The sequence below is a fragment of the Streptomyces sp. NBC_00038 genome, assembly GCF_026343635.1.
GTDB lineage: Bacteria > Actinomycetota > Actinomycetes > Streptomycetales > Streptomycetaceae > Streptomyces.
The window spans coordinates 6,725,322-6,748,240 of the sequence record NZ_JAPELQ010000001.1; the positions used below are offsets into that span (position 1 = coordinate 6,725,322).

Annotated in this window: 25 protein-coding genes; 14 read left to right on the plus strand and 11 right to left on the minus strand. The window is 70.3% G+C overall.

Annotated features, from left to right (window positions below; all coding sequences use genetic code 11):
• Positions 1-20 precede the first annotated feature (20 nt).
• Complete coding sequence (locus OG219_RS30555; protein ID WP_266831849.1) at positions 21-1,076, minus strand: iron-siderophore ABC transporter substrate-binding protein; 1,056 nt, start codon at positions 1,074-1,076, stop codon at positions 21-23.
• Positions 1,077-1,201: 125 nt separating this feature from the next.
• Between OG219_RS30555 and OG219_RS30560 the strand changes: the two genes are divergently transcribed.
• Positions 1,202-1,591: a VOC family protein gene (locus tag OG219_RS30560; RefSeq protein ID WP_266831851.1), complete on the plus strand. Its 390-nt coding sequence runs from the start codon at positions 1,202-1,204 to the stop codon at positions 1,589-1,591.
• An 8-nt stretch (positions 1,592-1,599) separates the two neighbouring features.
• Here the strand turns inward: OG219_RS30560 and OG219_RS30565 are convergent, their stop codons facing one another.
• Both OG219_RS30565 and OG219_RS30570 read right to left on the minus strand, forming a co-directional pair.
• The gene (locus tag OG219_RS30565; RefSeq protein ID WP_266831853.1) at positions 1,600-2,406 is read right to left on the minus strand and encodes a hypothetical protein; all 807 of its coding nucleotides are present in this window, start codon (positions 2,404-2,406) and stop codon (positions 1,600-1,602) included.
• Between the two features lie 12 nt (positions 2,407-2,418).
• Entirely contained in the window at positions 2,419-2,916 is a 498-nt protein-coding gene (locus OG219_RS30570; protein ID WP_266831855.1) for a hypothetical protein, read from the minus strand.
• Positions 2,917-3,096: 180 nt separating this feature from the next.
• Here OG219_RS30570 and OG219_RS30575 point away from each other — a divergent pair, with 180 nt between their 5' ends.
• Positions 3,097-4,389, plus strand: a complete 1,293-nt coding sequence (locus OG219_RS30575; RefSeq protein WP_266831857.1) for an ArgE/DapE family deacylase — start codon at positions 3,097-3,099, stop codon at positions 4,387-4,389.
• Positions 4,390-4,411: 22 nt separating this feature from the next.
• On the opposite strand, the gene OG219_RS30580 is transcribed toward OG219_RS30575, so the two are convergent.
• Entirely contained in the window at positions 4,412-5,398 is a 987-nt protein-coding gene (locus OG219_RS30580; protein WP_266831859.1) for an LLM class flavin-dependent oxidoreductase, read from the minus strand.
• 242 nt (positions 5,399-5,640) lie between these two features.
• Between OG219_RS30580 and OG219_RS30585 the strand changes: the two genes are divergently transcribed.
• A complete protein-coding gene (locus tag OG219_RS30585; RefSeq protein ID WP_266831861.1) occupies positions 5,641-6,192 on the plus strand; it encodes a DUF3455 domain-containing protein in 552 nt (183 codons plus the stop codon).
• A 309-nt stretch (positions 6,193-6,501) separates the two neighbouring features.
• On the opposite strand, the gene OG219_RS30590 is transcribed toward OG219_RS30585, so the two are convergent.
• The gene (locus tag OG219_RS30590) at positions 6,502-6,843 is read right to left on the minus strand and encodes a VOC family protein (RefSeq protein ID WP_266831863.1); all 342 of its coding nucleotides are present in this window, start codon (positions 6,841-6,843) and stop codon (positions 6,502-6,504) included.
• 175 nt (positions 6,844-7,018) lie between these two features.
• Entirely contained in the window at positions 7,019-7,756 is a 738-nt protein-coding gene (locus OG219_RS30595; RefSeq protein ID WP_266831865.1) for an SDR family oxidoreductase, read from the minus strand.
• 106 nt (positions 7,757-7,862) lie between these two features.
• On the opposite strand from OG219_RS30595, the gene OG219_RS30600 reads away from it, so the two are divergent.
• Positions 7,863-8,729, plus strand: coding sequence for a helix-turn-helix transcriptional regulator (locus OG219_RS30600; protein WP_266831867.1), 867 nt, complete (start codon positions 7,863-7,865; stop codon positions 8,727-8,729).
• A gap of 46 nt (positions 8,730-8,775) precedes the next feature.
• Here OG219_RS30600 and OG219_RS30605 read toward each other — a convergent pair whose 3' ends face one another.
• A complete protein-coding gene (locus tag OG219_RS30605; RefSeq protein WP_266831869.1) occupies positions 8,776-9,153 on the minus strand; it encodes a helix-turn-helix domain-containing protein in 378 nt (125 codons plus the stop codon).
• 101 nt (positions 9,154-9,254) lie between these two features.
• On the opposite strand from OG219_RS30605, the gene OG219_RS30610 reads away from it, so the two are divergent.
• The 6 genes from OG219_RS30610 to msrA all read left to right on the plus strand — a co-directional run bounded on the left by OG219_RS30610 (position 9,255) and on the right by msrA (position 15,270).
• Positions 9,255-9,908, plus strand: a complete 654-nt coding sequence (locus OG219_RS30610) for an NADPH-dependent F420 reductase (RefSeq protein WP_266831871.1) — start codon at positions 9,255-9,257, stop codon at positions 9,906-9,908.
• 434 nt (positions 9,909-10,342) lie between these two features.
• Positions 10,343-11,506, plus strand: coding sequence for a 4-hydroxybenzoate 3-monooxygenase (locus OG219_RS30615; protein WP_266836287.1), 1,164 nt, complete (start codon positions 10,343-10,345; stop codon positions 11,504-11,506).
• A gap of 104 nt (positions 11,507-11,610) precedes the next feature.
• Positions 11,611-13,308 carry a methyltransferase gene (locus OG219_RS30620; protein ID WP_266831873.1) on the plus strand — a complete coding sequence of 566 codons (1,698 nt, stop codon included), beginning with the start codon at positions 11,611-11,613 and terminating at the stop codon, positions 13,306-13,308.
• 154 nt (positions 13,309-13,462) lie between these two features.
• Positions 13,463-13,981: an RNA polymerase sigma factor gene (locus OG219_RS30625; protein WP_266831875.1), complete on the plus strand. Its 519-nt coding sequence runs from the start codon at positions 13,463-13,465 to the stop codon at positions 13,979-13,981.
• The gene (locus OG219_RS30630; RefSeq protein WP_266831877.1) at positions 13,978-14,583 is read left to right on the plus strand and encodes a hypothetical protein; all 606 of its coding nucleotides are present in this window, start codon (positions 13,978-13,980) and stop codon (positions 14,581-14,583) included. The genes OG219_RS30625 and OG219_RS30630 overlap by 4 nt, the downstream gene beginning before the upstream one ends.
• A 174-nt stretch (positions 14,584-14,757) precedes the next feature.
• Entirely contained in the window at positions 14,758-15,270 is a 513-nt protein-coding gene (gene msrA / locus OG219_RS30635) for a peptide-methionine (S)-S-oxide reductase MsrA (protein WP_266831879.1), read from the plus strand.
• Between the two features lie 42 nt (positions 15,271-15,312).
• On the opposite strand, the gene OG219_RS30640 is transcribed toward msrA, so the two are convergent.
• Positions 15,313-16,431, minus strand: a complete 1,119-nt coding sequence (locus OG219_RS30640; RefSeq protein WP_266831881.1) for a hypothetical protein — start codon at positions 16,429-16,431, stop codon at positions 15,313-15,315.
• Positions 16,432-16,642: 211 nt separating this feature from the next.
• On the opposite strand from OG219_RS30640, the gene OG219_RS30645 reads away from it, so the two are divergent.
• On the plus strand, positions 16,643-17,800 hold the full coding sequence (locus OG219_RS30645; RefSeq protein WP_266455174.1) for a cystathionine gamma-synthase: 1,158 nt from the start codon (positions 16,643-16,645) through the stop codon (positions 17,798-17,800).
• Positions 17,801-17,805: 5 nt separating this feature from the next.
• Here the strand turns inward: OG219_RS30645 and OG219_RS30650 are convergent, their stop codons facing one another.
• From OG219_RS30650 to OG219_RS30660, 3 genes are all read right to left on the minus strand, one after another.
• Positions 17,806-18,054 carry a hypothetical protein gene (locus OG219_RS30650; RefSeq protein WP_266831883.1) on the minus strand — a complete coding sequence of 83 codons (249 nt, stop codon included), beginning with the start codon at positions 18,052-18,054 and terminating at the stop codon, positions 17,806-17,808.
• The gene (locus OG219_RS30655; protein WP_266831885.1) at positions 18,051-18,548 is read right to left on the minus strand and encodes a sigma factor-like helix-turn-helix DNA-binding protein; all 498 of its coding nucleotides are present in this window, start codon (positions 18,546-18,548) and stop codon (positions 18,051-18,053) included. The genes OG219_RS30650 and OG219_RS30655 overlap by 4 nt, the downstream gene beginning before the upstream one ends.
• A 252-nt stretch (positions 18,549-18,800) precedes the next feature.
• Positions 18,801-19,307, minus strand: a complete 507-nt coding sequence (locus tag OG219_RS30660) for a MarR family winged helix-turn-helix transcriptional regulator (protein WP_266836288.1) — start codon at positions 19,305-19,307, stop codon at positions 18,801-18,803.
• 164 nt (positions 19,308-19,471) lie between these two features.
• Here OG219_RS30660 and ilvA point away from each other — a divergent pair, with 164 nt between their 5' ends.
• From ilvA to OG219_RS30675, 3 genes are all read left to right on the plus strand, one after another.
• Positions 19,472-20,701: a threonine ammonia-lyase gene (ilvA, locus tag OG219_RS30665; protein WP_266831887.1), complete on the plus strand. Its 1,230-nt coding sequence runs from the start codon at positions 19,472-19,474 to the stop codon at positions 20,699-20,701.
• Positions 20,702-20,929: 228 nt separating this feature from the next.
• Complete coding sequence (locus OG219_RS30670) at positions 20,930-21,955, plus strand: ATP-binding cassette domain-containing protein (RefSeq protein WP_266831889.1); 1,026 nt, start codon at positions 20,930-20,932, stop codon at positions 21,953-21,955.
• Complete coding sequence (locus tag OG219_RS30675) at positions 21,952-22,809, plus strand: ABC transporter permease (RefSeq protein ID WP_266831891.1); 858 nt, start codon at positions 21,952-21,954, stop codon at positions 22,807-22,809. The genes OG219_RS30670 and OG219_RS30675 overlap by 4 nt, the downstream gene beginning before the upstream one ends.
• Positions 22,810-22,919 lie beyond the last annotated feature (110 nt).

Consider the following 22,919-nt stretch of genomic DNA (forward strand, 5'->3'; position numbering starts at 1 on the left):
TTCCGCCTGAGCTGCCTGACTCACTTGCCGATGGTGTCCGTGAGCTGCTTGATGACGAGCTTGGCGGCGGTCGGACCGGCGTTGAGGTACCAGGGGTCGTCGTCGACCTTGACCGCCTGACCGGCCTTGACCGCCTTCATCGACTTCCACAGCGGCCCGGCGAGCACGCTGCCCGCGTCGGTCTTGGACGCGTCACCCTGCACGGAGTAGAAGATCCAGTCGCCGTCCGCGGTGTCGACGCTCTCCGCGCCGATGTCCTGCGAAATCGCGTTGAACTGCTGCGACTTGGGCCGGCCGAGCCCCATGTCGACGGCGATCGACCCGGTGAACGAGGACACCCCGAACATCCGCGTACGGTCCGGCGTGAAGCGCAGCATCGACACGGCGGGGTCGCCGAGGCTCTCACCGCTCGTGGCGGCGTCGTCCACGATGGAGTCGAGCAGCTTCTGCGCCTGCTCGCCCTTGCCGATCGCGTCGCCGACGAGCAGCAGGTCGCGCTTCCAGTTGATGCCGTTGCCGGCCGTCACGACGGTCGGCGCGATCTTCGACAGCTTCGGGTAGAGGTCGCCGAGCGAGTCGTTGAGCAGGATCAGGTCGGGCTTGGCGGCGGCCAGCGTCTCCAGGTTCGGTGCCTGGCGCGTACCCGCGTCGGTCATCTCCGCGAGCTGCTTCTTGTACGCCGGGAAGGCGTCCGCCAGATAGTCCGGGACGAGCCCGGCGTTGTCGGCACGGGTCGTGACCGTCGGCACGACGCCCAGGGACAGCAGGTCGTCCAGCTGTCCGGTGCTGAGCACGGCGATCTTCTCGGGCTGGGTCTTGATCTCCGTCTTGCCCTGGAAGTGCCCGACGGTCCGGGGGAACTCCCCGTCCTCGGCGCCCCCGGCACCCATGCCGTCCTCGACGGCGCTGGGAGCGACGGAGGGCCCCTCGGAGGCACCGGCCACGAGATTGCGGTCCGAGTCGGAGGCGGCGCTCTCGCTCTTCGAGGAGGAGGCTCCATCGCTGGACGAGCATCCGGCCAACAGCCCGCCGACGACGGCAACGGCCAGTACGGCCTTTGATCCCCAGGTACGCACAACGACTCCGATCGATGAATTAGGTAAGGCTTACCTTAAGCTCTGCCCTGGGGTGGCTTGGACCGGGGGCGGACTGGACGGCGTACCCCGGAGTTGCGACGCTGGCTCTACGAGGAGGCTTCGCGATGACCATCGAGCTGAACCACACCATCGTCGCCGCCCACGACAAGAAGTCCTCGGCACGGTTCCTCGCCGGCATCCTGGGCTTGCGGGTGGGTGAGCAGTACGGCCCGTTCATCCCGGTCCCGATCCCCAACGGCGTCACGCTCGACTACATGGACACCCCCGGACCGATCCCCCCGCAGCACTACGCCTTCCTCGTCTCGGAAGACGACTTCGACGAGATCTTCGCCCGCATCCGCACCGCCGGACTCACGTACTGGGCGGACCCGTTCCACCGCCGCGTCAACGAGATCAACACCAACGACGGCGGCCGCGGCGCCTACTTCGACGACCCGAACGGCCACAACCTGGAAATCCTGACCCGGCCGTACGGAAGCGGCGCCGACGCCTGACGCGCACGTCAGGTCCTGCGGATGCCGTCCAACTCGCCCGCGAGCAGATCACCGTGGTCGATGGCGAAGTCCCCGTTCGGGAGAGCGCCCTCGAAGCGCCGCCCCACCACCGCACCGGGCAGGAACCGCCGCAAAGCGTGCCGCATGCGTTCGTCGTACGCGACGGGGAAGCCCCACCCCTCGGGCGCCTCGTCGGTACCGAACAGCACCCAATGATCCACCGCCACCTCGGAGTCGAGGTCGGGCACGTCCCCCGTGTGACAGTCCACCGCGGGCACGGTGAGCACGTCCGGATCGATCGGCGGATACCACATCAGCAGCGGTTTTGCCTGCGCCGCCTGCGCGTTGTCGAAGCAGCACACGGCAAGGGCGTACCCCGGATACCGCTCTCCGTAGAACCGCAACAGCGCCTCGCTCAGCCGGGGCCGCTTGTGGTCAGGCACCTCGGCGAGGGCGGCGGGCAGTGCGGCCGGGTCGCGGGCCAGCAACACCGTGTAGATGTCGTGCTCGAAGACCTGGACCTCGGGGGCGGTGTCCCACCCCATCCAGGCGATGCCGTCGTCCGCACGGGCGGCCGGTCGCACCGCATCCACCATCCGCTCCAGAACATCCGAACTGCGCCCCACCGAAAGGAAGTTGTCCCGGCTCATCCGGTACGTCGGCAGGTGCAGCAGCATGGCATTGGGGCCGTCGGCCAGATTGACCACGGTGTTCTGGTAGCCCAGGACATGAATCAGACCGTGCGCGGGATGCCGCAGCCGTCCGGCGTAGAGGGTGGTGCCGGAGAAGTCGGCCTGGTCCATCGAGACACACATGGCCGCAAGCTACTACTCCTGCTGGGAACCGCTGTCCGGGGCTCCGGTCTCGGACCAGGGTTGCTCCGACCGGCGGCGGGCCGCTGCGAGCAGGCGTCGTACGCTGCCCGCGTGCCCGCCCGTTCCGATGACGAGCCGTCGGTAGAGGCCGCCGGCCAGGCCGGGGAAGTCGGCCCGGGTCTCGGCGCGCAGCCGTGTCCGGCCCGGGCCTGCGTGGTCGAGGCGGAAGATCAGGGCGTAGGTCGAGAAGCGGTGGCGCCCCTCAAGTACCAGCTCCTGCCCCGGCAGCGCGGCGGACACCCGGAACCCGGGGAACGTCGAGCCCTCGGCGAGAGGCCGCGGCCCGGACGCCGTACGGTCGGGGGATCCGACCAGCCGCGCGTAGCGGGCCGCACCGGGGCGCGAGAAGGACCTCTCCAGCGTTTCACCCAGGCCACGCCAGACGTCGTCGGCCTCCGCCGCGACAACCGTGTCGTGCTCATCGACGTACGGCAACGAAGCGATCTCCACCAGAGCCTCCCGGCATGCTCCCGGCACGGATACCGACCTGACCTGGTCTCAATAGTCGGCCAGTACGAAGATTGAGTGCCCAATTGCCGCGCCATAGGATCCGAAGTGATCCAACGTCGACGTGAACATCACGCAACGAGAGAGCCATGACGCACTGAGCCGTGACAGGAGCGACCGCCCATGAGCACCGACGTGTCCAGTGCCGAGTTGAGCGCGCAGGAGGCGGCCGCCCTGGCCGCGATCGACGAGGAGGCCGTCGCCCGGACCCTCCTCGAGCTGATCGCCATCCCGAGCGTGACGGGGAGCCCGGCGGAATCCGAGGCGCAGCACGACCTGGCCGGACGGCTGGGCGGACTCGGGCTCGACGTCGATCTGTGGTCCATGGACCTGCCCGCGCTGCTGGCACACCCCGGCTTCCCCGGGTCGGAGGCGCCGCGCGACGAGGCCTGGGGTCTTGTCGGGGTCACGGAGGACGGCGGTGACGGGCCGACGCTGATCCTGCAGGGGCACGTGGACGTCGTACCGCCCGGTGACCTGGCGGGCTGGGACGGGGACCCGTTCGTGCCGAGGGTGGCCGGGGACATCGTCCATGGCCGGGGTGCGTGCGACATGAAGGCGGGGCTGGTCGCCCACCTCGCCGCGCTGGCCGCGATCCGGGCAAGCGGGGTGCGGCTGCGCGGCCGGTTGGCCGTGCACTTCGTGGTGGGCGAGGAGGACGGCGGACTCGGCGCCTTCGGCACGCTCCAGCGCGGCCACACGGGCGACGCCTGCATCATCACCGAGCCGACCGGCAGCTCCCTGATCACGGCCAACGCCGGCGCACTGACCTTCCGTATCGCCGTGCCAGGCCTGGCCGCCCACGCCAGTTCCCGTGACGCCGGGGTCAGCGCCATCGACGCGTACCTGCCCGTCCACCGCGCGCTGGCCGCCCTGGAGGCCGAGCGGAACACCGACCCGGATCCGCTGATGGCCGAGTACCGCATTCCGTACGCGCTGTCCGTCGGCACGCTCCGCTCGGGCGACTGGGCGAGCAGCGTGCCCGATCTCCTGGTCGCCGAGGGCCGGTTCGGCGTACGCTTGGACGAGGACCCCGCGGCCGCCCGCGCCGCCCTGGAGACCCGCGTGGCCGAGGCCTGCGCCGCCGACCCGTGGCTGCGCGACCATCCGGCGAAGGTCACCTGGTCCGGGGGCCAATTCGCCAGCGGGCGCTTGCCGTTGGGGCATCCGCTGCGGGACGTCGTACGGGAGGCGGCACACGCCGTCGCAGGCAGTGCCCCCGCCCCGCGCGAACACGGCGCCCCGTACGGCAGCGACCTGCGGCTCTACGCCGCCGCCGGAATCCCGACCCTGCAGTTCGGCCCCGGCGACATCCGCGTCGCGCACAGCTCGCAGGAACAGGTCTCGGTCTCCGAGATCGTGCACGTGACCCGCGCGTTGATCGTCAGCGCACTTCGTACGGTCGGCACCAGGTGACACCGCCGCATGATGATCGCTGCTACGCCGCCGCCGTCGTCATGACGCGCTGTTTGACGAGTTCGTACGACCTCAATCGGTCGGCCAACGCGTAGACGGGTGTCACCAGCATGAGTTCGTCCGCACCGGTCACGTCGACCAGGTCCGCCAGCTGTTTCACCACGGTCTCGGGTGTACCGAGTGCCTGGTGGGCACGGAAGCTCGTCAGCGCCCGCACTTCTTCTGCCGTGAACGGGTGGGTGGTCGCCTCTTCGGGCGTGGGGAAAGTGATGTCGCCCTGTCCCTTGAGGAGCGCGGCCTTGACGACATCCATCGGGCCGGCGAGCCGGGCGGCCTCCTCCTCCGTCTCGGCGCAGACCGTCTCCACGCAGACCAGCACGCGCGGGCGCTCGCACCAGCGGGAGGGGGAGAAACGCTCGCGGTAGTGGCTGAGCGCGGCAAGGGTGTTGTCGGGCCGAATGTGATGGGCGAACGCGATCGGCAGCCCGAGTTCCGCAGCGAGCGCGGCACCGGCCGTGCTGGAGGACAGCAGCCACGGCTCCGGGAGCGGGTCGAGCGCGACCTCGTCCACCAGGAAACGCAGAATCGACGACACGTCGTCGCGGTACTCGTCGTCCGTCGTCGGACCCGCCCCACGGCGCAGCGCCCCCGCGGTGGAGTCGTCGAAAGTGCCCGGGCCACGGCCGATGCCCAGGTCGATCCGGCCCGAGTGCAGTGCGGCCAGCGTGCCGAACTGCTCCGCCAGCATGATCGGGGCGTGGTTCGGAGCGAGTACGCCCCCGGAGCCGAGCCGGATGGACGACGTCAACGCGGCCGCGTGGGCGGTCAGGACGACGGGCGGGAACGCTCCGATGGCCGGAGAGTGGTGGTGCTCGGCGTACCAGAGCCGCCCGTAACCGAGGTCCTCAAGGCGTCGGACGAACTCGGCGGTGTCTCGTAGCGTGTCTTCCGCGCGGGCGCCCGTTTGGACCATGGCCACCTCGAGCGCGCTGAGCGGAACTGTGATCATCCGGTCAGTATAGGAAACGTCCTTCGGTGCCAACTCCCTTTGTGCGCAGGGTCGATGGGCCATCGGCGCGGTCGGCCGGAAAGATCCGGGCGCGTCAACTACCTTGTGTGAGCCGAGTGTTCATGAATATTTTCCCGCTTCGAAGGCTCGGCGGACCATGCTGTTCCGGCACGTGGACAACGTACGGCGTCCGCGCCCCACACCCACGATCTTGTTCAGAGAACGTTTTGGAGACCAACTCGATGAAGTTCGCCAAGCGTCTGATCCTCGCCACCACGGCTCTCGCCACCGTGACCGCCGGCACGCTCCTCGGCGCGACGGTCGGCCAGGCCGCGACCGCGCAGCCCGCCCACACCGGCGTGGACGCCCCCGCCGCGCTGAAGGTCCCCGAAGGCAACAGGCTCACCGGCGTCTTCTCCGCCGCGGGCGTCCAGACCTACACCTGCACCGACGGCGCCTGGAAGCTGCTGGAGCCCGCCGCGACCCTCTGGGCCAAGAACGACCGTGCCCGCCGCCCGGTCGCCCTCCACTCCCGCGGCCCCGTCTGGGTGTCCACGGTCGACGGCAGCGCCGTCAACGCCGCCGCCATAGCCACCTCCCCCAAGACCGGCACCATCCCCGAACTCCTCCTGCAGGCCACCGCCACCCGCGGCACCGGCGTCTTCGCCGCCGTCTCCTACATTCAGCGCCTCGACACCCAGGGCGGCGTCGCCCCCACCACCGCCTGCACCGGCACCGACCAGACCAGCGTCCCGTACACCGCCACCTACGCGTTCTACAAGCCCGCCAAGTGATGCGGTAAGGAGCAACGGCAGGGGCCTCTGGGCGATTTCGAGGGGCCTCTGCCCAGGCGTGGGAGACGGAACGGCCGTTGCCGGAGACCGGCGTCAGGCATCAAGGCGCGTAGTAGGCGGCGTACCAGGCCGAGCGACTCGCGGCGGAGAAGCCCTCGAAGTCGCCGGCCGCTTCGCAGCGGAGCAGCCGTTGGAGTGCCGCTTCGGCTTCGGGCAGGTGGCGGCTCGACAGATACGCCTTGGTCCTGGCGAGCTTCGGTGATCCGACCGCTCAACCGGAGCTGCCTTCTCCGTCCACTTCACCGGCGATCAGTGTGAAGCGCCGCCGAATCCGAACTCGTTGCCGTCCGGGTCGTGGTAGGTGATCTTGCGCATGCCTTCTGGGTAGGTCTCGCGGCTCGTGGGCCTCAGGCCACGGCCGGCGATCTCGGCGACGCGGGTGTCGAGGTCGTCGACGAGGACGGTGTGCATGGCGTTGCCGGCCTGCTCGGGGCGATGCTCGATGTACACGTACCGATGTTCCGCGAGTTCCCAGACGGCTTCCGTGTCGTTCGGCAAGAACGCCGGCGGGGAGCCGAGGAGCCGTTCGTACCAGGCCAGTGCCGCCGCGTAGTCGGTGACCGGGATGCCTGCGAAGAGATCGAGGGGCATGCCGCAATGGTAGGTCCGGCGAGTGTCCGGGGCAGAGGCTCAGCCGTCTGCCTTGGCCACCGATCGGGCAGGAACGCCCGTCCCGGCGAGCCTTGGCGGCCGCGTGACCCGCGGGGCCGCGCCGGGGGTGTCGGCCTGGCTTCGGCGGGTCGGCCGTATCGGAGGGGCGGGGAGGTCAGCTCTGGGCGCTGGGGCGTACGACGATCTCGTTCACGTCCACGGTGTCGGGCTGCTCGATGGCGAACGCGATGGCCTGGGCGATCGCTTCCGGCGGGATCGCGATGTCGTCCCGCATCTTCGTGATGTCGGCGCGGACCTCGCTGTTGGTGGACGCCTCGGCGAAGTCGGTCGCGGTCATCCCGGGCGAGACGGTGGTCACCCGCAGGGAGCCGCCCGATTCCTGGCGCAGTCCTTCGCAGATGGCCCGGACAGCGACCTTCGTACCGGCGTAGACGGCCATGGCCGGCGCGACGCGAAACGCGGCAGTGGAGGCGACGGTGACGAAGTGGCCGGTGCCCTGCGCCCGGAAGACCGGCAGCGCGGCACCGATTCCGTGCAGCACCCCCTTCACGTTGACGTCGACCATCCGATCCCATTCGTCGACGCGCAGGTCGTCGAGGGGCGAGATCGTGCCGAGCCCGGCATTGCTGACGAGTACGTCGAGCCGGCCGAAGTGTTCGTCGGCGACCGCGACCAGGGCGTGCAGGTCCTCCCGTCGGGTCACATCGGTGCGGATCTGCACGGCCTCGCCGCCCGTCTTCTCGATCCGGGCGACCAGTTCCTCCAGCCGCTCGGTCCGGCGTGCGCCGAGGACGAGTCGCGCGCCGCGTTCGGCGAGCAGCAGCGCGGTCGCCTCACCGATGCCGCCGCTGGCCCCCGTGATCGCCACTACCTTGCCGTCGATTCCCGGCATGATGCCTGCCTCCTTGAGTCGTGTTTCTGTACTTGAACCCAGTGTGCGGCGGGTTTAGCCTGGTATCCAGAGCGCATTTATTCTGGAATAAGGGCTGCCACACACCATGCCGAAACAGCCGGACCGCCGTCAGGAACTTGGCGCGTTCCTGCGCAGCCGCAGAGAGCGCGTCACTCCGGACGAGGTCGGCCTGCCGGGGACCGGTCGCCGCCGGACGCCGGGTCTGCGGCGGGAGGAACTCGCCCTGCTCGCCGGGATCAGCGCCACCTGGTACACGTACCTGGAGCAAGGGCGGGAGATCCGCGCCTCGGAGCAGGTATTCGAGTCCCTCGCCTCGGTGCTGCGGCTCAACCGGCACGAGCGCGGGCATCTGCTCCAGCTCGCCGGCCACGCGCCACCGGCGGAAGTCGAGGCATCCGAACCCCTCACACCCGAAGTGGCGGCCGTCCCGCTGTTGTTGCAGCCGCACCCCGCGTACATCATCGACGGCACCTACGACGTCCTCAGCCACAACCAGGCCGCCGACCAGCTGTTCCCGAACCTCATCGCCGAGACCGACGGGGCCGGCCGGCCTCCGAACTTCGTCCGCTGGGTCTTCCTCGAACCCGCGGCCCGGGATGTGCTGGTGGACTGGGAGCCGGAGGCCCGAGGCCTGCTCGCCCGGCTCCGGACACTGGCCGGACGCCATCCCACCGACCCGCGCTACACCCGGCTGATCGAAGAGCTGCACGAGGGCAGCCCGGAAGCACGGGACTGGTGGGCCCAGTACGAGGTGCAGCCCCGGCACAGCGGACGGAAACGGCTACGGCACCCGGGCCGCGAAGCGGTCGACTACGCCTACACCGCCTTCCACCTGGCCGAACAGCCGGAACAGACCCTCGTGATCTATCTCGCCGACGGCACCGAACCGGCCGAACGAACGCGGGCGAGTGCGGCGGCGGCGCCGATGGTGACCGTCCACTCGTCCGAGTAGCGTGGTAAGGCCGCACCGGACAGGACGGGTTGGGGGGACCGGTACGTCATCCAGGCGCCCGTGCCGCGCTCTCCTGGGCTTCAAGAAGCTCGTCACCGTGCTCGACGGCCCAGCGTCCGAGCGCCGTCATCGGTCCCTCGACGAGGCTCTGTCCCAGACTGGTCAGGCCGTACTCGACACGAGGTGGCGCCTCGGCATGTGCGTGACGGTCGACCAGGCCGGCGGCGAGCAAGCGGTGCAGGGTATCGGTCAGGACCTTGTCGCTGATGCCGCCGATGTCGGCGCGCAGCTCGCGGCGTCGGCGCGGTCCCATGCGAAGAGCCGCCAGCACAACGGGATCCCAGGTGTGGGCGAAGAGATCGGTGGCCGCACGCAGACGGCAGTCGGCGACCAGCTCGTAGCAGTGGGCTTCGCGATCAGTCATCTCGCCGCCCATCATCGCGCGTTGGTTACGCACCGATCGGTGCGTAACACCTTCCTTACCGTAACTGCCCTACTGGCTACGGCTCGAGAGAGGCAGCGACGATGCGAATCGGGATCCTGGGAACGGGAACACTGGCGGCGGCCCTGGGCGAGGGCTGGGCACGTGCGGGGCACGAGGTGGCGATCGGTGGACGGTCGCAGCCCAAGGCGGCGAAGCTCGCCGAGCGGCTGGGCCACGGAGTGCTCCCGGTGCCGCCTCGTGAGGTGGTCACCGGGCGCGATGCGGTGCTGCTCGCCGTGTCATGGGACGGCGTCGAGGACATGCTGCGACAGGCGGGCGGGTCCGACGGCGCGCTTGAGGGAACGCCGTTGATCGATCCCACGAACGCCGTCGCACACGGTGTCGGCGTTCTGCTCACCGAACCCGGCGAGTCGATGGCGGGGCGGATCGCCGAACTCGCTCCAGGAGCCCAGGTCGTGAAGGCGTTCCACCTCTTTCCCGCCGACCAGTGGACGAGCCCTCCCGACGACGGCCGGTCTCGCGTGACCGTCGCGATGTGCGGCGACGACCCGGCGGCACTGCACATCGTCGGCCAACTGGTGCGTGACGTCGGCGGGACGCCGGCGATACTCGGGCCACTGGACCGCGTCCACCAGTTGGAACAGGTGGCGGGCTTCGTCATCGGGCTGGCGTTCACAGGCTTCGACCCCAACTCCGCGGTTCCTCGTGTGCCTTCATCGCCCGCGGTGGACTGAGCTGTCCGCGGCGCTGCCGGAGTGACTCTGGTCCGCCCTGCGTGTCCACAGTGAGATGTCGCTGCTCGTCGCGACGGCGATGGTCTGCCCGGAGGGTGAGCAGCCGACCGCTCGTGGCCGTCGTCGGGGTGCGAAGCGAAGCCCATCCCGAGCAGCCCACCGACCGGAACGAAGGCGACGAGCCGCCAGGGTTCGGGCGCGGGCACCACGGGAGCCGCGAGGAGCCGTTCCCGCATTGCCTGTTGATACGCGGGGAGCTCTGGCTCAAGGCCTGGCCACTCTGTCCGGAGTGGTGGTCCGGAGTGGTGATCGATTCACCGTTCGAGCCGGGCATTCAGGTGATTTCGGTGCGAGCATGGATTTTCGGCTACTTAGGATCTTGTTCCGTGACAGACGGGAAGAGCCGGTGGCGACCGGCCGACCACGCGACCGGTGTGGTCGTCCTCGGGGCCGGGCCGGCCGGGCTCGTGCTCGGCAACATCCTGGTGGACCGGGGGATCGACTGCGTCGTCCTGGAGCGGGCCGAGCGCACGCAGGTGCAGACGCGGGCACGTGCCGGGTTCCTGGCTGCGGGCACCGTACGGATCCTGGAACGGCACGGTCTCGCCGACGGGCTGCACCGGCGCGGGCAGATCCACAGCACCTGCGAGTTCCGTACCGAGGACGGCCGGTTCCGGCTGGACTACAGCGGGCTCGGGCAGGGCGAGCGGCACACCGTCTACCCCCAACAGGAGCTGGTGACCGACCTGTTGACGCGGTTCCTGGAACGTGGCGGACATATCCGTTTCGGCACGGAGGCCGTCGCCGTGCGCGGCGCCGACAGTGAGCGGCCCGAGGTGGCCGTGCGTGAGGGCGACGGGCGGCCCGGCCTGTGGCGGGCGCGGTACGTGGCCGGCTGCGACGGGCGGCACGGCGCGGCCCGGCGTTCACTGCCCGCAGGAACGGTCCGTCACCACCGCGATCACGGCGTGACCTGGCTCGGCCTGCTCGCTGAGGCGCCGCCCAGCCTGGACGCCGTCGGCTACGCGGTGCACGAGCACGGGTTCGCCGGGCACATGGCCCGCACCAGCGAGGTCACCCGCTACTACCTCCAGTGCGAGCGCGGCACCCCGGCCGACGCCTGGTCCGAGGAGCGGATCTGGGACGAGCTGGAGCTGCGGATGCGGGCGCGGGAGTACGGCCCGCTGCGCCGCGGGCGCGTCGTGCAGCGCTCCGTCGTCGACCTGGAGTCCGACGTGCTCGAACCGCTGCGCCACGGCGCGCTGTTCCTCGTGGGCGACGCCGCCGGTCTGATCAGCCCGTCCGCCGCGAAGGGCGCCAATCTCGCGGTCCTCGAAGCGGCGGTCCTGGCCCGCGCCCTGATCGACGACCTCACCGTCGGGGACTCCGAAGGCCTCGACGCCTACTCGGCGCGGTGTCTGAACCACATCTGGCGTGCGCAGGAGTTCTCGCACTGGATGATCGGGTTGCTGCACGGCCCGTCCGGCGCGGACGGCGAGTCGCTGTTCCACAACTCCCTGCGCCGCTCCCGCCTCACCTCGCTGCGCACCTCGCGCAGCCAGCAGGACTGGTTCGCCGAGCAATACGTCGGCGTATAGCCCGTCATCCCCCAACTCCGCACCCGCGTACATCCGTACGCCTGCGTCCGTACGCCTACATCCGTCTGCGTACATCCGAACCCCGGAATGAGGATCCCCCCGCAATGATCACGACATTGTCGGGCGATACGTCCCGCCTGCGCGCGACGGTCGACTTCGTCAAGGAGCAGGACACCGCCACGCTGCTCCCGCTCCTGCTCCCGGGGCTCGACGGCCCGGAGCTGCGCGCCCTGGTGGAGCGCTGCGACTTCTCGCACGCGGCGCTGCTCGTCTTCCCGCCCGACCAGGCGGCGCTGGACGCCGTGCTCGCCGACTGCGGGCTCGTCGCGGACGCGCCGCCGCGGCCGAGCGTCGTCGTGCGCGAGCGTCTCGCCGTACGGCACAAGCGGTGTGCGGCGGAGCTCGACGTCGGCATTCTGCGCCCCGCGGTGGAATGCGTGGACGGGGCGCGGCGCTGGGTCGAGGTGTTCGCGCTGACCGTGCCGCCGGGGTCGGACCTAGAGACGGTCGCCGCGCAGGAGCGGGAGCGGCAGCACGAGGCGCATGTTGCCTTCGAGGTCGAGGCACCGGACCCGTTGGTGCTGCGCGGCCTGTGCGCGGTCTTCGGGCGGTACGGCGCCACCCCTGACGGCGGCGGCTACAACCCTCACGAGAACGGCACGGTGTTCTACTTCACCGCGCCCGCCGAGGCCAAGGCCGGGTACCGGCGCGTGGAGCTGTACGTCCCCGGCGACCACCGCGACATCCTCGCCGCCCACCTCGACGAGCACCGCAGGCGGCAGCCCGCCGAGACCCTGCTGCGCCTGCTGACCGGGGCGTGGACGACGCAGGCCCTGGCCGCGTTCGCGCGCCTTGGAGTGGCCGACGCGATGGACGAGGAGCGGGGCGTCGGATTGGACGAACTGGCGCGGGACGTCGATGTGTTGGCGCCGAACCTGGCCACCCTGCTGCGCTACCTCACCATGCTCGGCGTGGTGAGCGAGGACCACCACGGATTCCGGCTCACGGACACCGGCGGGCTGCTGCGCGCGGACACCGAAGGGTCGATGCGGGCCCTGGCGCTGATGTACGGGGGACCGTTCTACGAGTCCTTCGCCGGGCTCGATCACACCGTGCGCACCGGGCAGGTCGCCTTCGAGCAGCGCTTCGGCGAGAACCACTTCGACCACTTCGCCCGCGATCCCGAACTCGCCGAACTCTTCGACCGGTCGATGGCCGCCGGTTCACGGATGTTCGATCCACTGCCCGTCCACCCGGTCCTCACCGCGGCGGCCGAAGGGGCCACCGTGGTCGACATCGCGGGTGGCAGCGGGGAGTTGCTCGGCCGAATCCTTTCCGCGCACCCCCGCCTGCACGGCCTCCTGCTGGAGCGCCCGCACACCGTCGAGACCGCCCGCCGCCTCCTCGGTGCGGCCGGCCACACGGAGCGGTGCACCTTCCAGGCGGGCGACTTCGCGGACGTACCCGCGGGCGGCGACGTCTACGTCCTGTCCCGCGTCCTGCACGACTGGGACGACGACCGCTGCCGCGAGATCCTGCGCCACTGCGCCCGCGCGATGTCCGACACCGCCGATCTGCTCGTCGTCGAACGCGTTCTGCCCGCCGACGGCTCGACCTCGCTGGCCACGGCCTGGGACCTGCACATGATGTGCAACGTCGGTGGCCGCGAACGGCGCGCCGACCACTACGCCCGGCTGTTCGCCGACGCGGGCCTCACCCTGGTGGGCCGGGCACCGCTGCCCCTCGACGGCAGCGTGCTGCACGTCCGCAGGACCGGGCCGGCGAACACATCTCTCTCCTGACCTGCCTTCTCGCCCCAGCTGCAGCGTCCGCCGATGGTCCGTACGCCCTCGCCTGAAAGGATCCGGCCAGTGCCGAACAGGACGGGTTGTGGAATCCATTACGGAAGAGGAGTCGCGCCAGAGGCAGCGGGCGCGCTTCGAAAGACTGGCGCACGTGGTGGTGGAACCGTTGCACCGGTATCTGCTGCGACGGACGAGCGCCGACATGGTCGACGACATCCTGGCCGAGGCGATGCTGGTGCTGTGGCGCCGTATCGACGACGTCCCCGGCCTGGGGCCGGCGCCGGGTTCCCCGCCCGACCCCGATGACGTGCTGCCGTGGTGCTACGGGGTGGCGCGGGGCTGCCTGGCGAACGCCCGCCGTGCCGACGGGCGCCGGCTCCGGCTGGTGGAGCGGTTGATCCGGACGCAGGAGCAGCAGCCGGCCGTGGTCGCCGACCACAGCGATCTGCACGCCGCGCTCGCCGCCCTCGGGGCGCTGGACCGTGAGGTGGTGCGGCTGTGGGCGTGGGAGGGGCTGACGCCCCTGCAGATCGCGGAGGCGACCGGGCTGACGTCCAACGCCGTGAGCATCCGGCTGCACCGGGCGAAAAAGAAACTCGCCGCACAGTTGAGGCGAAAGCATGACGAACCGTCCGGACACAAGAGAGATGAAGGAAGGAGCGGTCAGTGAACGACGACGAGCTGCTGGCCCGGCTGAAGTCCGCGGACCCGGCGCTGACCCCACACGCTCCGCTGCCCGACATCAACCGACTTGTGGAGGACACCTTGACCACCGACACCGCGCTCCAGACCGGCAATCCGGTTCCCGCGAACACCGCTGCGCGACGGAGCCGCCGTCAGCTCCTGGGGCTCGCGGCCGCTGCCGGTCTGCTTCTGCTCGGCGGCGGCATCGCCGGAGGAGTCATGGCGAACAACGACAACGGGCACCCGGCCTCGGCCGGCCCACTGACACTCACCATCCACAGCGACTTCGGCAGCCGGAAGTGTGCGGCACCCAGTCCCGACACCCTGCGTGGGTACCCGACCCTCTTCGTGGGAACGGTCACCTCCATCAAGGGCTCCACTGTCACCTTCCGCGTCGACCACTGGTTGAAGGGCGGCGACACGGAGACGGTCGTGCTCGACAGCGACGCGGGCCGGCCGGAGGCGCTGACGTTCTCGGAAGGTGAGCGCTACATCGTGGCCGCCGAGAACGGCGTCGTCCCGGTGTGCGGTGCGAACGGGGCCCCGGACGAGATCGTTGACGAATTCCGCCAGGCCTTCGGGAAGTAACGGAAACCAGCTGCACGGACGATCCGAGCCCACCGACGGCCGCGGTGGGCTCGGGCCGGTCCGGGAAGGAATCGCCAGGAATCCTCGCGCGTTGAGGGGTGTGGGTATGAGATGCCGGTGGTGGGCGAGCCGAGCAGCCCGAGTGACCTAGCTGACAGATATTGGAGGGCCGCAATGGCTGCGCAGACGCAGAGGGCCGTACTGGCGGGCGGATGCTTCTGGGGCATGGAGGACCTGATCCGCCGGCTCCCGGGCGTTACGGCGACCCGGGTCGGATACACCGGTGGTGACGTGCCGAACGCGACGTACCGCAACCACGGCACGCACGCGGAGGCCATCGAGATCCTTTTCGACCCCGAGAAGACCGACTTCCGCGCGATCCTGGAGTTCTTCTTCCAGATCCACGACCCGAGCACCAAGAACCGCCAGGGCAACGACATCGGCCTCAGCTACCGCTCGGCGATCTACTACGTGGACGACGAGCAGAAGCGGACCGCGGAGGACACGATCGCGGATGTGGACGCCTCCGGACTGTGGCCGGACAAGGTCGTCACCGAGGTCGAGCCGGTCGGCCCCTTCTGGGAGGCCGAGCCCGAGCACCAGGACTACCTGCAGCGTTACCCGGACGGCTACACCTGCCACTTCCCGCGCCCGGGATGGCGGCTGCCGGCCCGCGCGGAGGGCTGACCGAACGAGGAGGCGGCCCGGAGGGCGGAGGCTGGCCCGGCCTCAGTGCGGGAGTGTCGCCGGGCTTCCTCCGTTCGCCTCGTACCCTGCCACCGCCAGCGCCCGGTACACCGCGTAGTCCGCCGCCGGGTCGGACGTGACGGTCCAGGGGAGCGCGCCGACGTGGCCGTCGACGTGCACCAGCTGGTTCATGGCCTCCGCCCAGCGCTCGCTGCGGACCAGGAAGAAGACCAGAAGGTGCCGGACGTGGGCCAGCATCGGGTCGTCGGGGCGGGCGGCGTGGACCGCGAAGAGGGCGCCGTGGACCGCCTTCGTCACGACCTCGCTCTGGTAGAAGCTGCGGACCAGGTTCACCTCGGGGAGGTGCTCGAAGACCGCGAAGAGCGGCATGGCGGCAAGGAGGGAGCCCTGCGGGGCGCGCGCGGCGGCCGCCTCCGCGAACGAGTACGACATCTCCCTTGAGCCGTGCCACTTCTCGCACCAGTAGTGCAGCGCCGCGAGATGCGCTCCCATGTGGGCCGGCGCGCGGTCCAGGATCTTCAGCCAGAGCTTCTCGAACTCCGGCTGGGGGTAGGCGAGTCCGCGGGCCACGGAGAGCTCGATGATGTACGGGATCGGGTCACCGGGGGACAGCAGCGCCGCCTCGCCGCACGCCGACTTCGCCTCCTCCATGATGATCCGGAACTCGTCCGTCCCCGGCGTCGACGTGCGCCACGCCTGCTGCACCAGGAACTCCGCGTGCACCGCCGCGCCGCCCGCGTCCTTGGGCTTCTCGGCACGCCACACCCGCAGCCACTGCCCACCGGGCGTCTCGCTGACCCCGCCGGGGCGCTGCTGCAGCTCAAGGGAGGCGGCGCCCGCGAAGGCCTGCACCCGCTGCCAGCGCCGCTCGCCCTCTGTTTCCGTGCCCACGAGGAGCTGCGACGCGGAGCGGTAGTCCTGCGTGCGCTGCACCAGGTCCAGCACGTCCATCAGGTCCCGGTCGGGGCCGGGCATGCGGATGTCCAGCTCCTCCTGGAGCAGGAACCCGTAGTTCGCCGGGTCCGCGGCGTCCGGGTCGCCCGGCGAGACCAGCTGTATACCGGCACGCCTGCGCCTGAAAACCGGCAGCAGGACCAGGCTGAACATGGCCAGCGCCATCAGGACCCAGAGAATCTCCATGCCTCAAGCGAACCAGACGGGTCGGACAATTGGCGAACCCGGTCGGCTCCGCCGGCAAACCGGCGCGCTGCGACCGGCGGTCGGAGCTGCTCCACCGGCATGCGGCATCGGTGACCGGATCGGCTCCACCGGCACCTGCCCCTCCGTGAACGGACCGCCTCCACGACCGCGCGACCACATCAGCCCCGCGAGCGCACTACGCTCGGTACCCATGAGCGACAGGCACATCAGTCAGCACTTCGAGACTCTCGCGATCCACGCGGGCAACACCGCCGATCCCCTCACCGGCGCGGTCGTCCCGCCGATCTACCAGGTCTCGACCTACAAGCAGGACGGCGTCGGCGGGCTCCGCGGCGGCTACGAGTACAGCCGTAGCGCCAACCCCACCAGGACCGCCCTGGAAGAGAACCTCGCCGCCCTGGAGGGCGGTCGTCGCGGCCTCGCGTTCGCGTCCGGACTGGCGGCCGAGGACTGCCTGTTGCGCACGCTGCTCAGCCCCGGCGACCACGTGGTCATCCCGAACGACGCGTACGGCGGCACGTTCCGCCTGTTCGCGAAGGTCGTCTCCCGGTGGGGGGTGGAATGGTCGGTCGCCGACACCAGCGACCCCGCCTCCGTACGGGCGGCCGTCACCCCCAAGACCAAGGTCATCTGGGTGGAGACCCCCTCCAACCCCCTCCTGGGCATCACCGACATCGCCGTCGTCGCCCAGATCGCGCGCGACGCGGGCGCCAGGCTGGTCGTCGACAACACCTTCGCGACCCCCTACCTCCAGCAGCCGCTCGCGCTCGGCGCGGACGTCGTCGTGCACTCGCTGACCAAGTACATGGGCGGTCACTCGGATGTCGTCGGCGGCGCGCTGATCGTCGGCGACCAGGCGCTGGGCGAGGAGCTGGCGTACCACCAGAACGCGATGGGCGCGGTCGCCGGGCCCTTCGACTCCTGGCTGGTGCTGCGCGGCACCAAGACGCTCCCGGTACGCATGGACCGGCACAGCGAGAACGCCACCAAGGTCGCCGAGATGCTCACCCGGCACGCGCGCGTGACGCGCGTTCTGTACCCGGGTCTCCCGGAGCACCCCGGGCACGAGATCGCGGCCAAGCAGATGAAGGCGTTCGGCGGCATGATCTCCTTCCAGGTCGACGGCGGCGAAGAGGCGGCCGTCGAGGTCTGCAACCGCGCCAAGGTGTTCACGCTCGGCGAGTCCCTGGGCGGTGTGGAATCCCTGATCGAGCACCCCGGGCGCATGACGCACGCGTCCGTGGCCGGCTCCGCCCTCGAAGTACCCGCCGATCTCGTACGCCTCTCCGTAGGCATCGAGAACGTCGACGACCTGCTTCAGGACCTCCAGCAGGCGCTCGGTCAGTAACCGGGTCACCAGCCCGTCAGTGGTGGAGTCGTCTCCGACGGCGGCTCCACCCAGGGCTGTGCCGTCATCGCCCAGACGGCGAAGGCGACGGCCGCGGCGAGCAGCAGCAGCCACATCAGGCGCCGGGCCGCGGTCCTGCGGCGCAGGATGCGGCTGCCGCGGCGTACGACGTCCGCGTGCAGGTCCGGCGGCACGGGAGGCGGCGTCCGCTCCAGCATCCGCCGTACGGCCGCTTCACGCTCGCGCACGCTCATGACGGCACCACCTTCGCCAGGGCGGGTGCCGGTCCGCGCGGCGGGTGCAGCAGGGTCGCCATTGCGCGGGCGCAGATCGCCCGTACCCGTTCCGTGGGGAGCCCGAGCAGGGCCGCCGTCTGTTCCTCGGCGACCCCCTCGTACAGCCTGAGGACCAGGATCAGCCGCTCCTGGGGCGACAGGAGCGCCAGGACGCTGTCCGACGACGGGCGGGCCCGGCCGAGGCTTCCGTGCTGGTGCCAGGCGCCGCGTGCGAAGCGGACGGCCAGGTGCTGGCGGGCGTGGTCGTACGGATCCTCGCCGCGCAGCCGGTCCCAGGAGGCGTACGTCTGGGCGAGGGCCAGCGTCAGCAGGCGTCGCGCGCGCGGGTTGGCGTTCCGGGGCTCAGCCGTGAGCAGCGTGGCGGCATGCAGCAGTCGCCCTGCCGCGCCCGCGACGAACGCCTCGAACTCCCGGGCCCGGCGGGCGTCCTGGGACACCTGCCGTTCGCGCACCGCGCCTCCCGCCTGAGGCCGACCCTGAGGGAAACGGGGCCCCGGCCGCGTACGACAGGCAGCCGCACCGCGTACGACCAGGACCCAGTCTCATCTGAGGCCAGGCGCGGCCTTCCGGTCAAGAGTCCGGACCACACCCACGCGCGCGTGCCCGGCACACATGCACACGCGCGCGTGGGTGTCGGGCAAAGCGGAGTCCCGCGCACGCGCGCGTGGAGCGACCCGAACACCGGATCCGGTGCCCGACACGGCTCAGGAGGCCGGCTCCGACTCGCCCACCGGCAGGCCCTGGGCGGCCTGACGGGCCGAGAGCGCGCTGTTGAAGCGCGTCAGGAGCGTGCAGAACGCCTCGCGCTCCTCCGGTGCCCAGTCGTGGGTGAGCTCGGCCATCAACTGGCGCCTGGAGGAACGTACTTCGTCGAGGCGGGACTGCCCGCGCGGCGACAGCTGGAGCACCACCGCGCGTCCGTCCTCGGGGTGCGAGGTGCGCTTGACGAGCCCGGTGTCGACCAGCGGGGCCACCTGCCGGGTGACCGTCGAGGAGTCGATTCCCATGCTTGCGGCGAGCGCCTTGACGCCCATCGGGCCTTCTTTGTCGAGGCGGTTGAGCAGGAGGTAGGCGGCGCGGTCCATGGAGTTGCGCACCTGCCCCACCCCGCCGAGCCGGGTCTGTTCGGCACGGCGCGCGAAGACCGCGACCTCGTGCTGCAGGGTGTCGAGAAGACCGGTGTCACCGACGGTCGTCATGTCCATCGACATCTCTGGTGTTGTGGGCATGGCCGGGGGCTCAATTCATGCGTGGGGAGCTGGGTTGGGGGACAGGGTACGCGGCCGGGGCGCGGGCCGTACCGACGCTGCGTAAACCAGTCTCGGAGCGTGGTCACACCGGGAGGAGACCCGCGTGAACTGCGAGACTGGTGGTCATGAGCTACAGCACGGCTGACTCCTTGCCCAGTGTGACTCTCGACGACGTACGCGGCGCGCAGAAGATGCTCACGGGTGTGGCGCGGATGACCGCGATGGAGGGCAGCAGGTACCTGTCCCAGCTGGTGGGCGCGCCGGTGCACCTCAAGTGCGAGAACCTCCAGCGCACGGGTTCGTTCAAGCTGCGCGGCGCCTACGTGCGGATCGCGGGGCTCCTTCCCGAGGAGCGCGCCGCGGGTGTCGTGGCCGCGAGCGCCGGCAATCACGCGCAGGGCGTCGCGCTGGCCTCCTCGCTGCTCGGTGTGCGTTCCACGGTCTTCATGCCCACCGGCGCGCCGCTGCCGAAGGTCGCGGCCACGCGCGAGTACGGCGCCGAAGTGAGGCTGCACGGACAGGTGGTGGACGAGACGCTGGCCGCCGCGCAGGAGTACGCGGAGCGGACGGGGGCGGTGTTCATCCACCCCTTCGACCACCCCGACGTCATCGCGGGGCAGGGCACGGTCGGCCTGGAGATCCTGGAGCAGTGCCCGGAGGTGCGCACGATCGTCGTCGGGATCGGCGGCGGAGGCCTCGCCGCGGGCATCGCGATCGCGGTGAAGGCGCTGCGCCCCGACGTGCGGATCGTCGGTGTGCAGGCGGCGGGCTCGGCGGCGTACCCGCCCTCACTGGCGGCCGGGCGCCCCCTGTCGATCGACAACCCGGCGACGATGGCCGACGGCATCAAGGTCGGGCGGCCGGGCGATGTGCCGTTCCGGATCATCGGGGACCTGGTGGACGAGGTCGTCACGGTGTCCGAGAACCATCTGTCCAGCGCGCTGCTGCTCTGCCTGGAGCGGGCCAAGCTGGTCGTCGAACCCGCGGGCGCGAGCCCCGTCGCGGCGCTCCTTGCCGAGCCGGGCGCCTTCGAGGGCCCGGTCGTCGCGCTGCTGTCGGGCGGCAATGTGGACCCGCTGCTGATACAGCGCATCCTGCGCCACGGCATGGCGGCGAGCGGCCGCTACCTCGCCGTCACGCTGCGTCTGACGGACCGCCCCGGCGCCCTGGCCACACTTCTCGGGGTGTTGTCAGTGGCCGACGCTAACGTCCTCGATGTGAGCCACGTACGGACCGATCCACGGCTCGGGCTCACGGAGGTGGAGGTCGAGCTGCACCTGGAGACGAAGGGGCCCGAGCACTGCGCCGAGGTGAACCAGGCGCTGCGCGAGGCGGGTTACACAGTCATCGACTGAGGCCCGCTGAGCTCGTCCGCGGTCGTCTTCGCAGGTCAGGCGCGTTGTCAGTGCGAGGTGGAAAAATCTGTTGAGTGACGCGATACATCGCGTTATGGTGTGTCCCTCGCCACACATCCCACCACAAGTCTGTCCGGGCGGTCGAACGTTTTTTGAACGCCCGGCGGGACAAAACAGCGAAAACTAAGCTCCTTCCTAGGAATTCCCCGACCACTTGGGAGACCCCACATGCCAGGCGCCATCTACGCCGAAGGCCTGGTGAAGACCTTCGGTGACGTAAGGGCTCTGGACGGCGTCGATCTCGATGTCCCAGAGGGAACCGTGCTGGGCCTGCTCGGGCCGAACGGCGCGGGCAAGACGACGGCGGTCCGCTGTCTGACCACGCTGCTGCGCCCCGACAGCGGCAAGGCGATCGTCGCGGGCGTCGACGTCCTCAAGAACCCCGACGCGGTGCGCCGCCGGGTCGGCCTGTCCGGGCAGTTCGCCGCGGTCGACGAGTATCTGACCGGCCGCGAGAACCTCCAGATGGTCGGCCAGCTCTACCAGATGAAGGCGAAGGCGGCGAAGGTCCGGGCGGACGAGCTGCTCGAGCAGTTCAACCTCACGGACGCCGCCGAGCGCACCGCCAAGACCTACTCGGGCGGTATGCGCCGCCGGCTCGACCTGGCGGCCGCGCTCGTCGTCTCGCCGCCGGTGATGTTCATGGACGAGCCGACGACCGGCCTCGACCCGCGCAACCGCCAGCAGCTGTGGGAGGTCATCAAGCAACTCGTCTCCGGCGGTACGACCCTGCTGCTCACCACCCAGTACCTGGAAGAGGCCGACCACCTCGCGCACGACATCTGCGTGGTCGACCACGGCCGCGTCATCGCCCGCGGCACCGCCGACCAGCTCAAGGCGCAGACCGGCGGCGAGCGCGTCGAGGTCGTCGTGCACGAGCGCGAGCACATAGAGACCGCCTCCGAGGTGCTCCGCGGCTTCGGCAAGGGCGAGACCACGGTCGAGGAGCACACCCGCAAGCTCACCGTGCCCGTCACGGGCGGCGCGAAGCTTCTCGCCGAGGTCATCCGCGAGCTGGACACCCGCGGCATCGAGATCGACGACATCGGCCTGCGCAGGCCCACCCTGGACGACGTCTTCATCACCCTCACCGGCCACGCGGCCGAGGAGAAGGAAGAGGGCAACGGAGTGGCCGCCGACAAGGACGGCAAGGACAGCAAGGGCCGCAAGCGCAAGAAGGAGGACGTGAAGTGAGTGCCGTCACCGACGCCGTGCAGGTCGCGGCGCCCACCAACCCCGTCGGCCAGTCCATCCGCGACTCGCTGGTCATCGCCAAACGCAACCTGATCAGAATGTCCCGGATCCCGGAGATGGTGATCTTCGGACTGATCCAGCCGATCATGTTCGTGGTGCTGTTCAGCTACGTGTTCGGCGGCTCCATGCAGATCGGCGGCAGCACCAGCTCCACCGACTACCGCAACTTCCTGATGGCCGGCATCTTCGCGCAGACCGTCACCTTCGCCACCGCGGGCGCCGGAGCGGGCATCGCCGACGACATGCACAAGGGCCTCATCGACCGCTTCCGCTCGCTGCCCATGGCGCGTGGCGCGGTGCTGACCGGGCGTACGCTCGCCGACCTCGTGCAGACCGCGCTGACCCTGCTGGTCCTCGCCCTGGTCGCCCTGCTGGTCGGCTGGCGGGTCGGGTCGGACGGCGACACCAACGCCGGCAAGGTCCTCGGAGCCTTCGGGCTGCTGCTGCTCTCCGGGTACGCGTTCACCTGGATCGGCGCGCTCATCGGCCTCTCCGTGCGCACCCCGGAGGCGGCCACCTCCGGCGGACTGATCTGGCTCTTCCCGGTCACGTTCATCTCGAACGCCTTCGTGGACTCCAGCAACATGACGCCCTGGCTGCGTCACATCGCGGACTGGAACCCCTTCAGCGCCACGGTGCAGGCCTCCCGCGAGCTCTTCGCCAATCCCGGCGTATCGAAGTCGGACGCCTGGCCCATGCAGCACTCGGTCTGGGCCTCGCTGATCTACTCGGTGCTGATCATCCTGATATTCAGGACGCTGGCGGTGCGCAAGTACCGGTCCGCCACCGCATGACCGGGGCATGACGATGCCCCCGGCGCGCGGCCGGGGGCATCGTCGCAGTACTCGGTCCTGGGCGAAGACGGGTCCTGGACGTACCTGGTCCCGGACTCCGGGTGGGTCCT

Coding starts and splice junctions, on each gene's coding strand:
- OG219_RS30585 (WP_266831861.1), top strand. CDS start 5,641: ATGAAGTTCGCCAAGCGTCTGATCCTCGCCACCACGGCTCTCGCCACC.
- OG219_RS30575 (WP_266831857.1), top strand. CDS start 3,097: ATGAGCACCGACGTGTCCAGTGCCGAGTTGAGCGCGCAGGAGGCGGCC.
- OG219_RS30620 (WP_266831873.1), top strand. CDS start 11,611: ATGATCACGACATTGTCGGGCGATACGTCCCGCCTGCGCGCGACGGTC.
- OG219_RS30610 (WP_266831871.1), top strand. CDS start 9,255: ATGCGAATCGGGATCCTGGGAACGGGAACACTGGCGGCGGCCCTGGGC.
- OG219_RS30600 (WP_266831867.1), top strand. CDS start 7,863: ATGCCGAAACAGCCGGACCGCCGTCAGGAACTTGGCGCGTTCCTGCGC.
- OG219_RS30645 (WP_266455174.1), top strand. CDS start 16,643: ATGAGCGACAGGCACATCAGTCAGCACTTCGAGACTCTCGCGATCCAC.
- OG219_RS30670 (WP_266831889.1), top strand. CDS start 20,930: ATGCCAGGCGCCATCTACGCCGAAGGCCTGGTGAAGACCTTCGGTGAC.
- OG219_RS30650 (WP_266831883.1), bottom strand. CDS start 18,054: ATGAGCGTGCGCGAGCGTGAAGCGGCCGTACGGCGGATGCTGGAGCGG.
- ilvA (WP_266831887.1), top strand. CDS start 19,472: ATGAGCTACAGCACGGCTGACTCCTTGCCCAGTGTGACTCTCGACGAC.
- OG219_RS30640 (WP_266831881.1), bottom strand. CDS start 16,431: ATGGAGATTCTCTGGGTCCTGATGGCGCTGGCCATGTTCAGCCTGGTC.
- OG219_RS30660 (WP_266836288.1), bottom strand. CDS start 19,307: ATGTCGATGGACATGACGACCGTCGGTGACACCGGTCTTCTCGACACC.
- OG219_RS30590 (WP_266831863.1), bottom strand. CDS start 6,843: ATGCCCCTCGATCTCTTCGCAGGCATCCCGGTCACCGACTACGCGGCG.
- OG219_RS30580 (WP_266831859.1), bottom strand. CDS start 5,398: ATGATCACAGTTCCGCTCAGCGCGCTCGAGGTGGCCATGGTCCAAACG.
- OG219_RS30565 (WP_266831853.1), bottom strand. CDS start 2,406: ATGTGTGTCTCGATGGACCAGGCCGACTTCTCCGGCACCACCCTCTAC.
- OG219_RS30560 (WP_266831851.1), top strand. CDS start 1,202: ATGACCATCGAGCTGAACCACACCATCGTCGCCGCCCACGACAAGAAG.
- msrA (WP_266831879.1), top strand. CDS start 14,758: ATGGCTGCGCAGACGCAGAGGGCCGTACTGGCGGGCGGATGCTTCTGG.
- OG219_RS30595 (WP_266831865.1), bottom strand. CDS start 7,756: ATGCCGGGAATCGACGGCAAGGTAGTGGCGATCACGGGGGCCAGCGGC.
- OG219_RS30605 (WP_266831869.1), bottom strand. CDS start 9,153: ATGACTGATCGCGAAGCCCACTGCTACGAGCTGGTCGCCGACTGCCGT.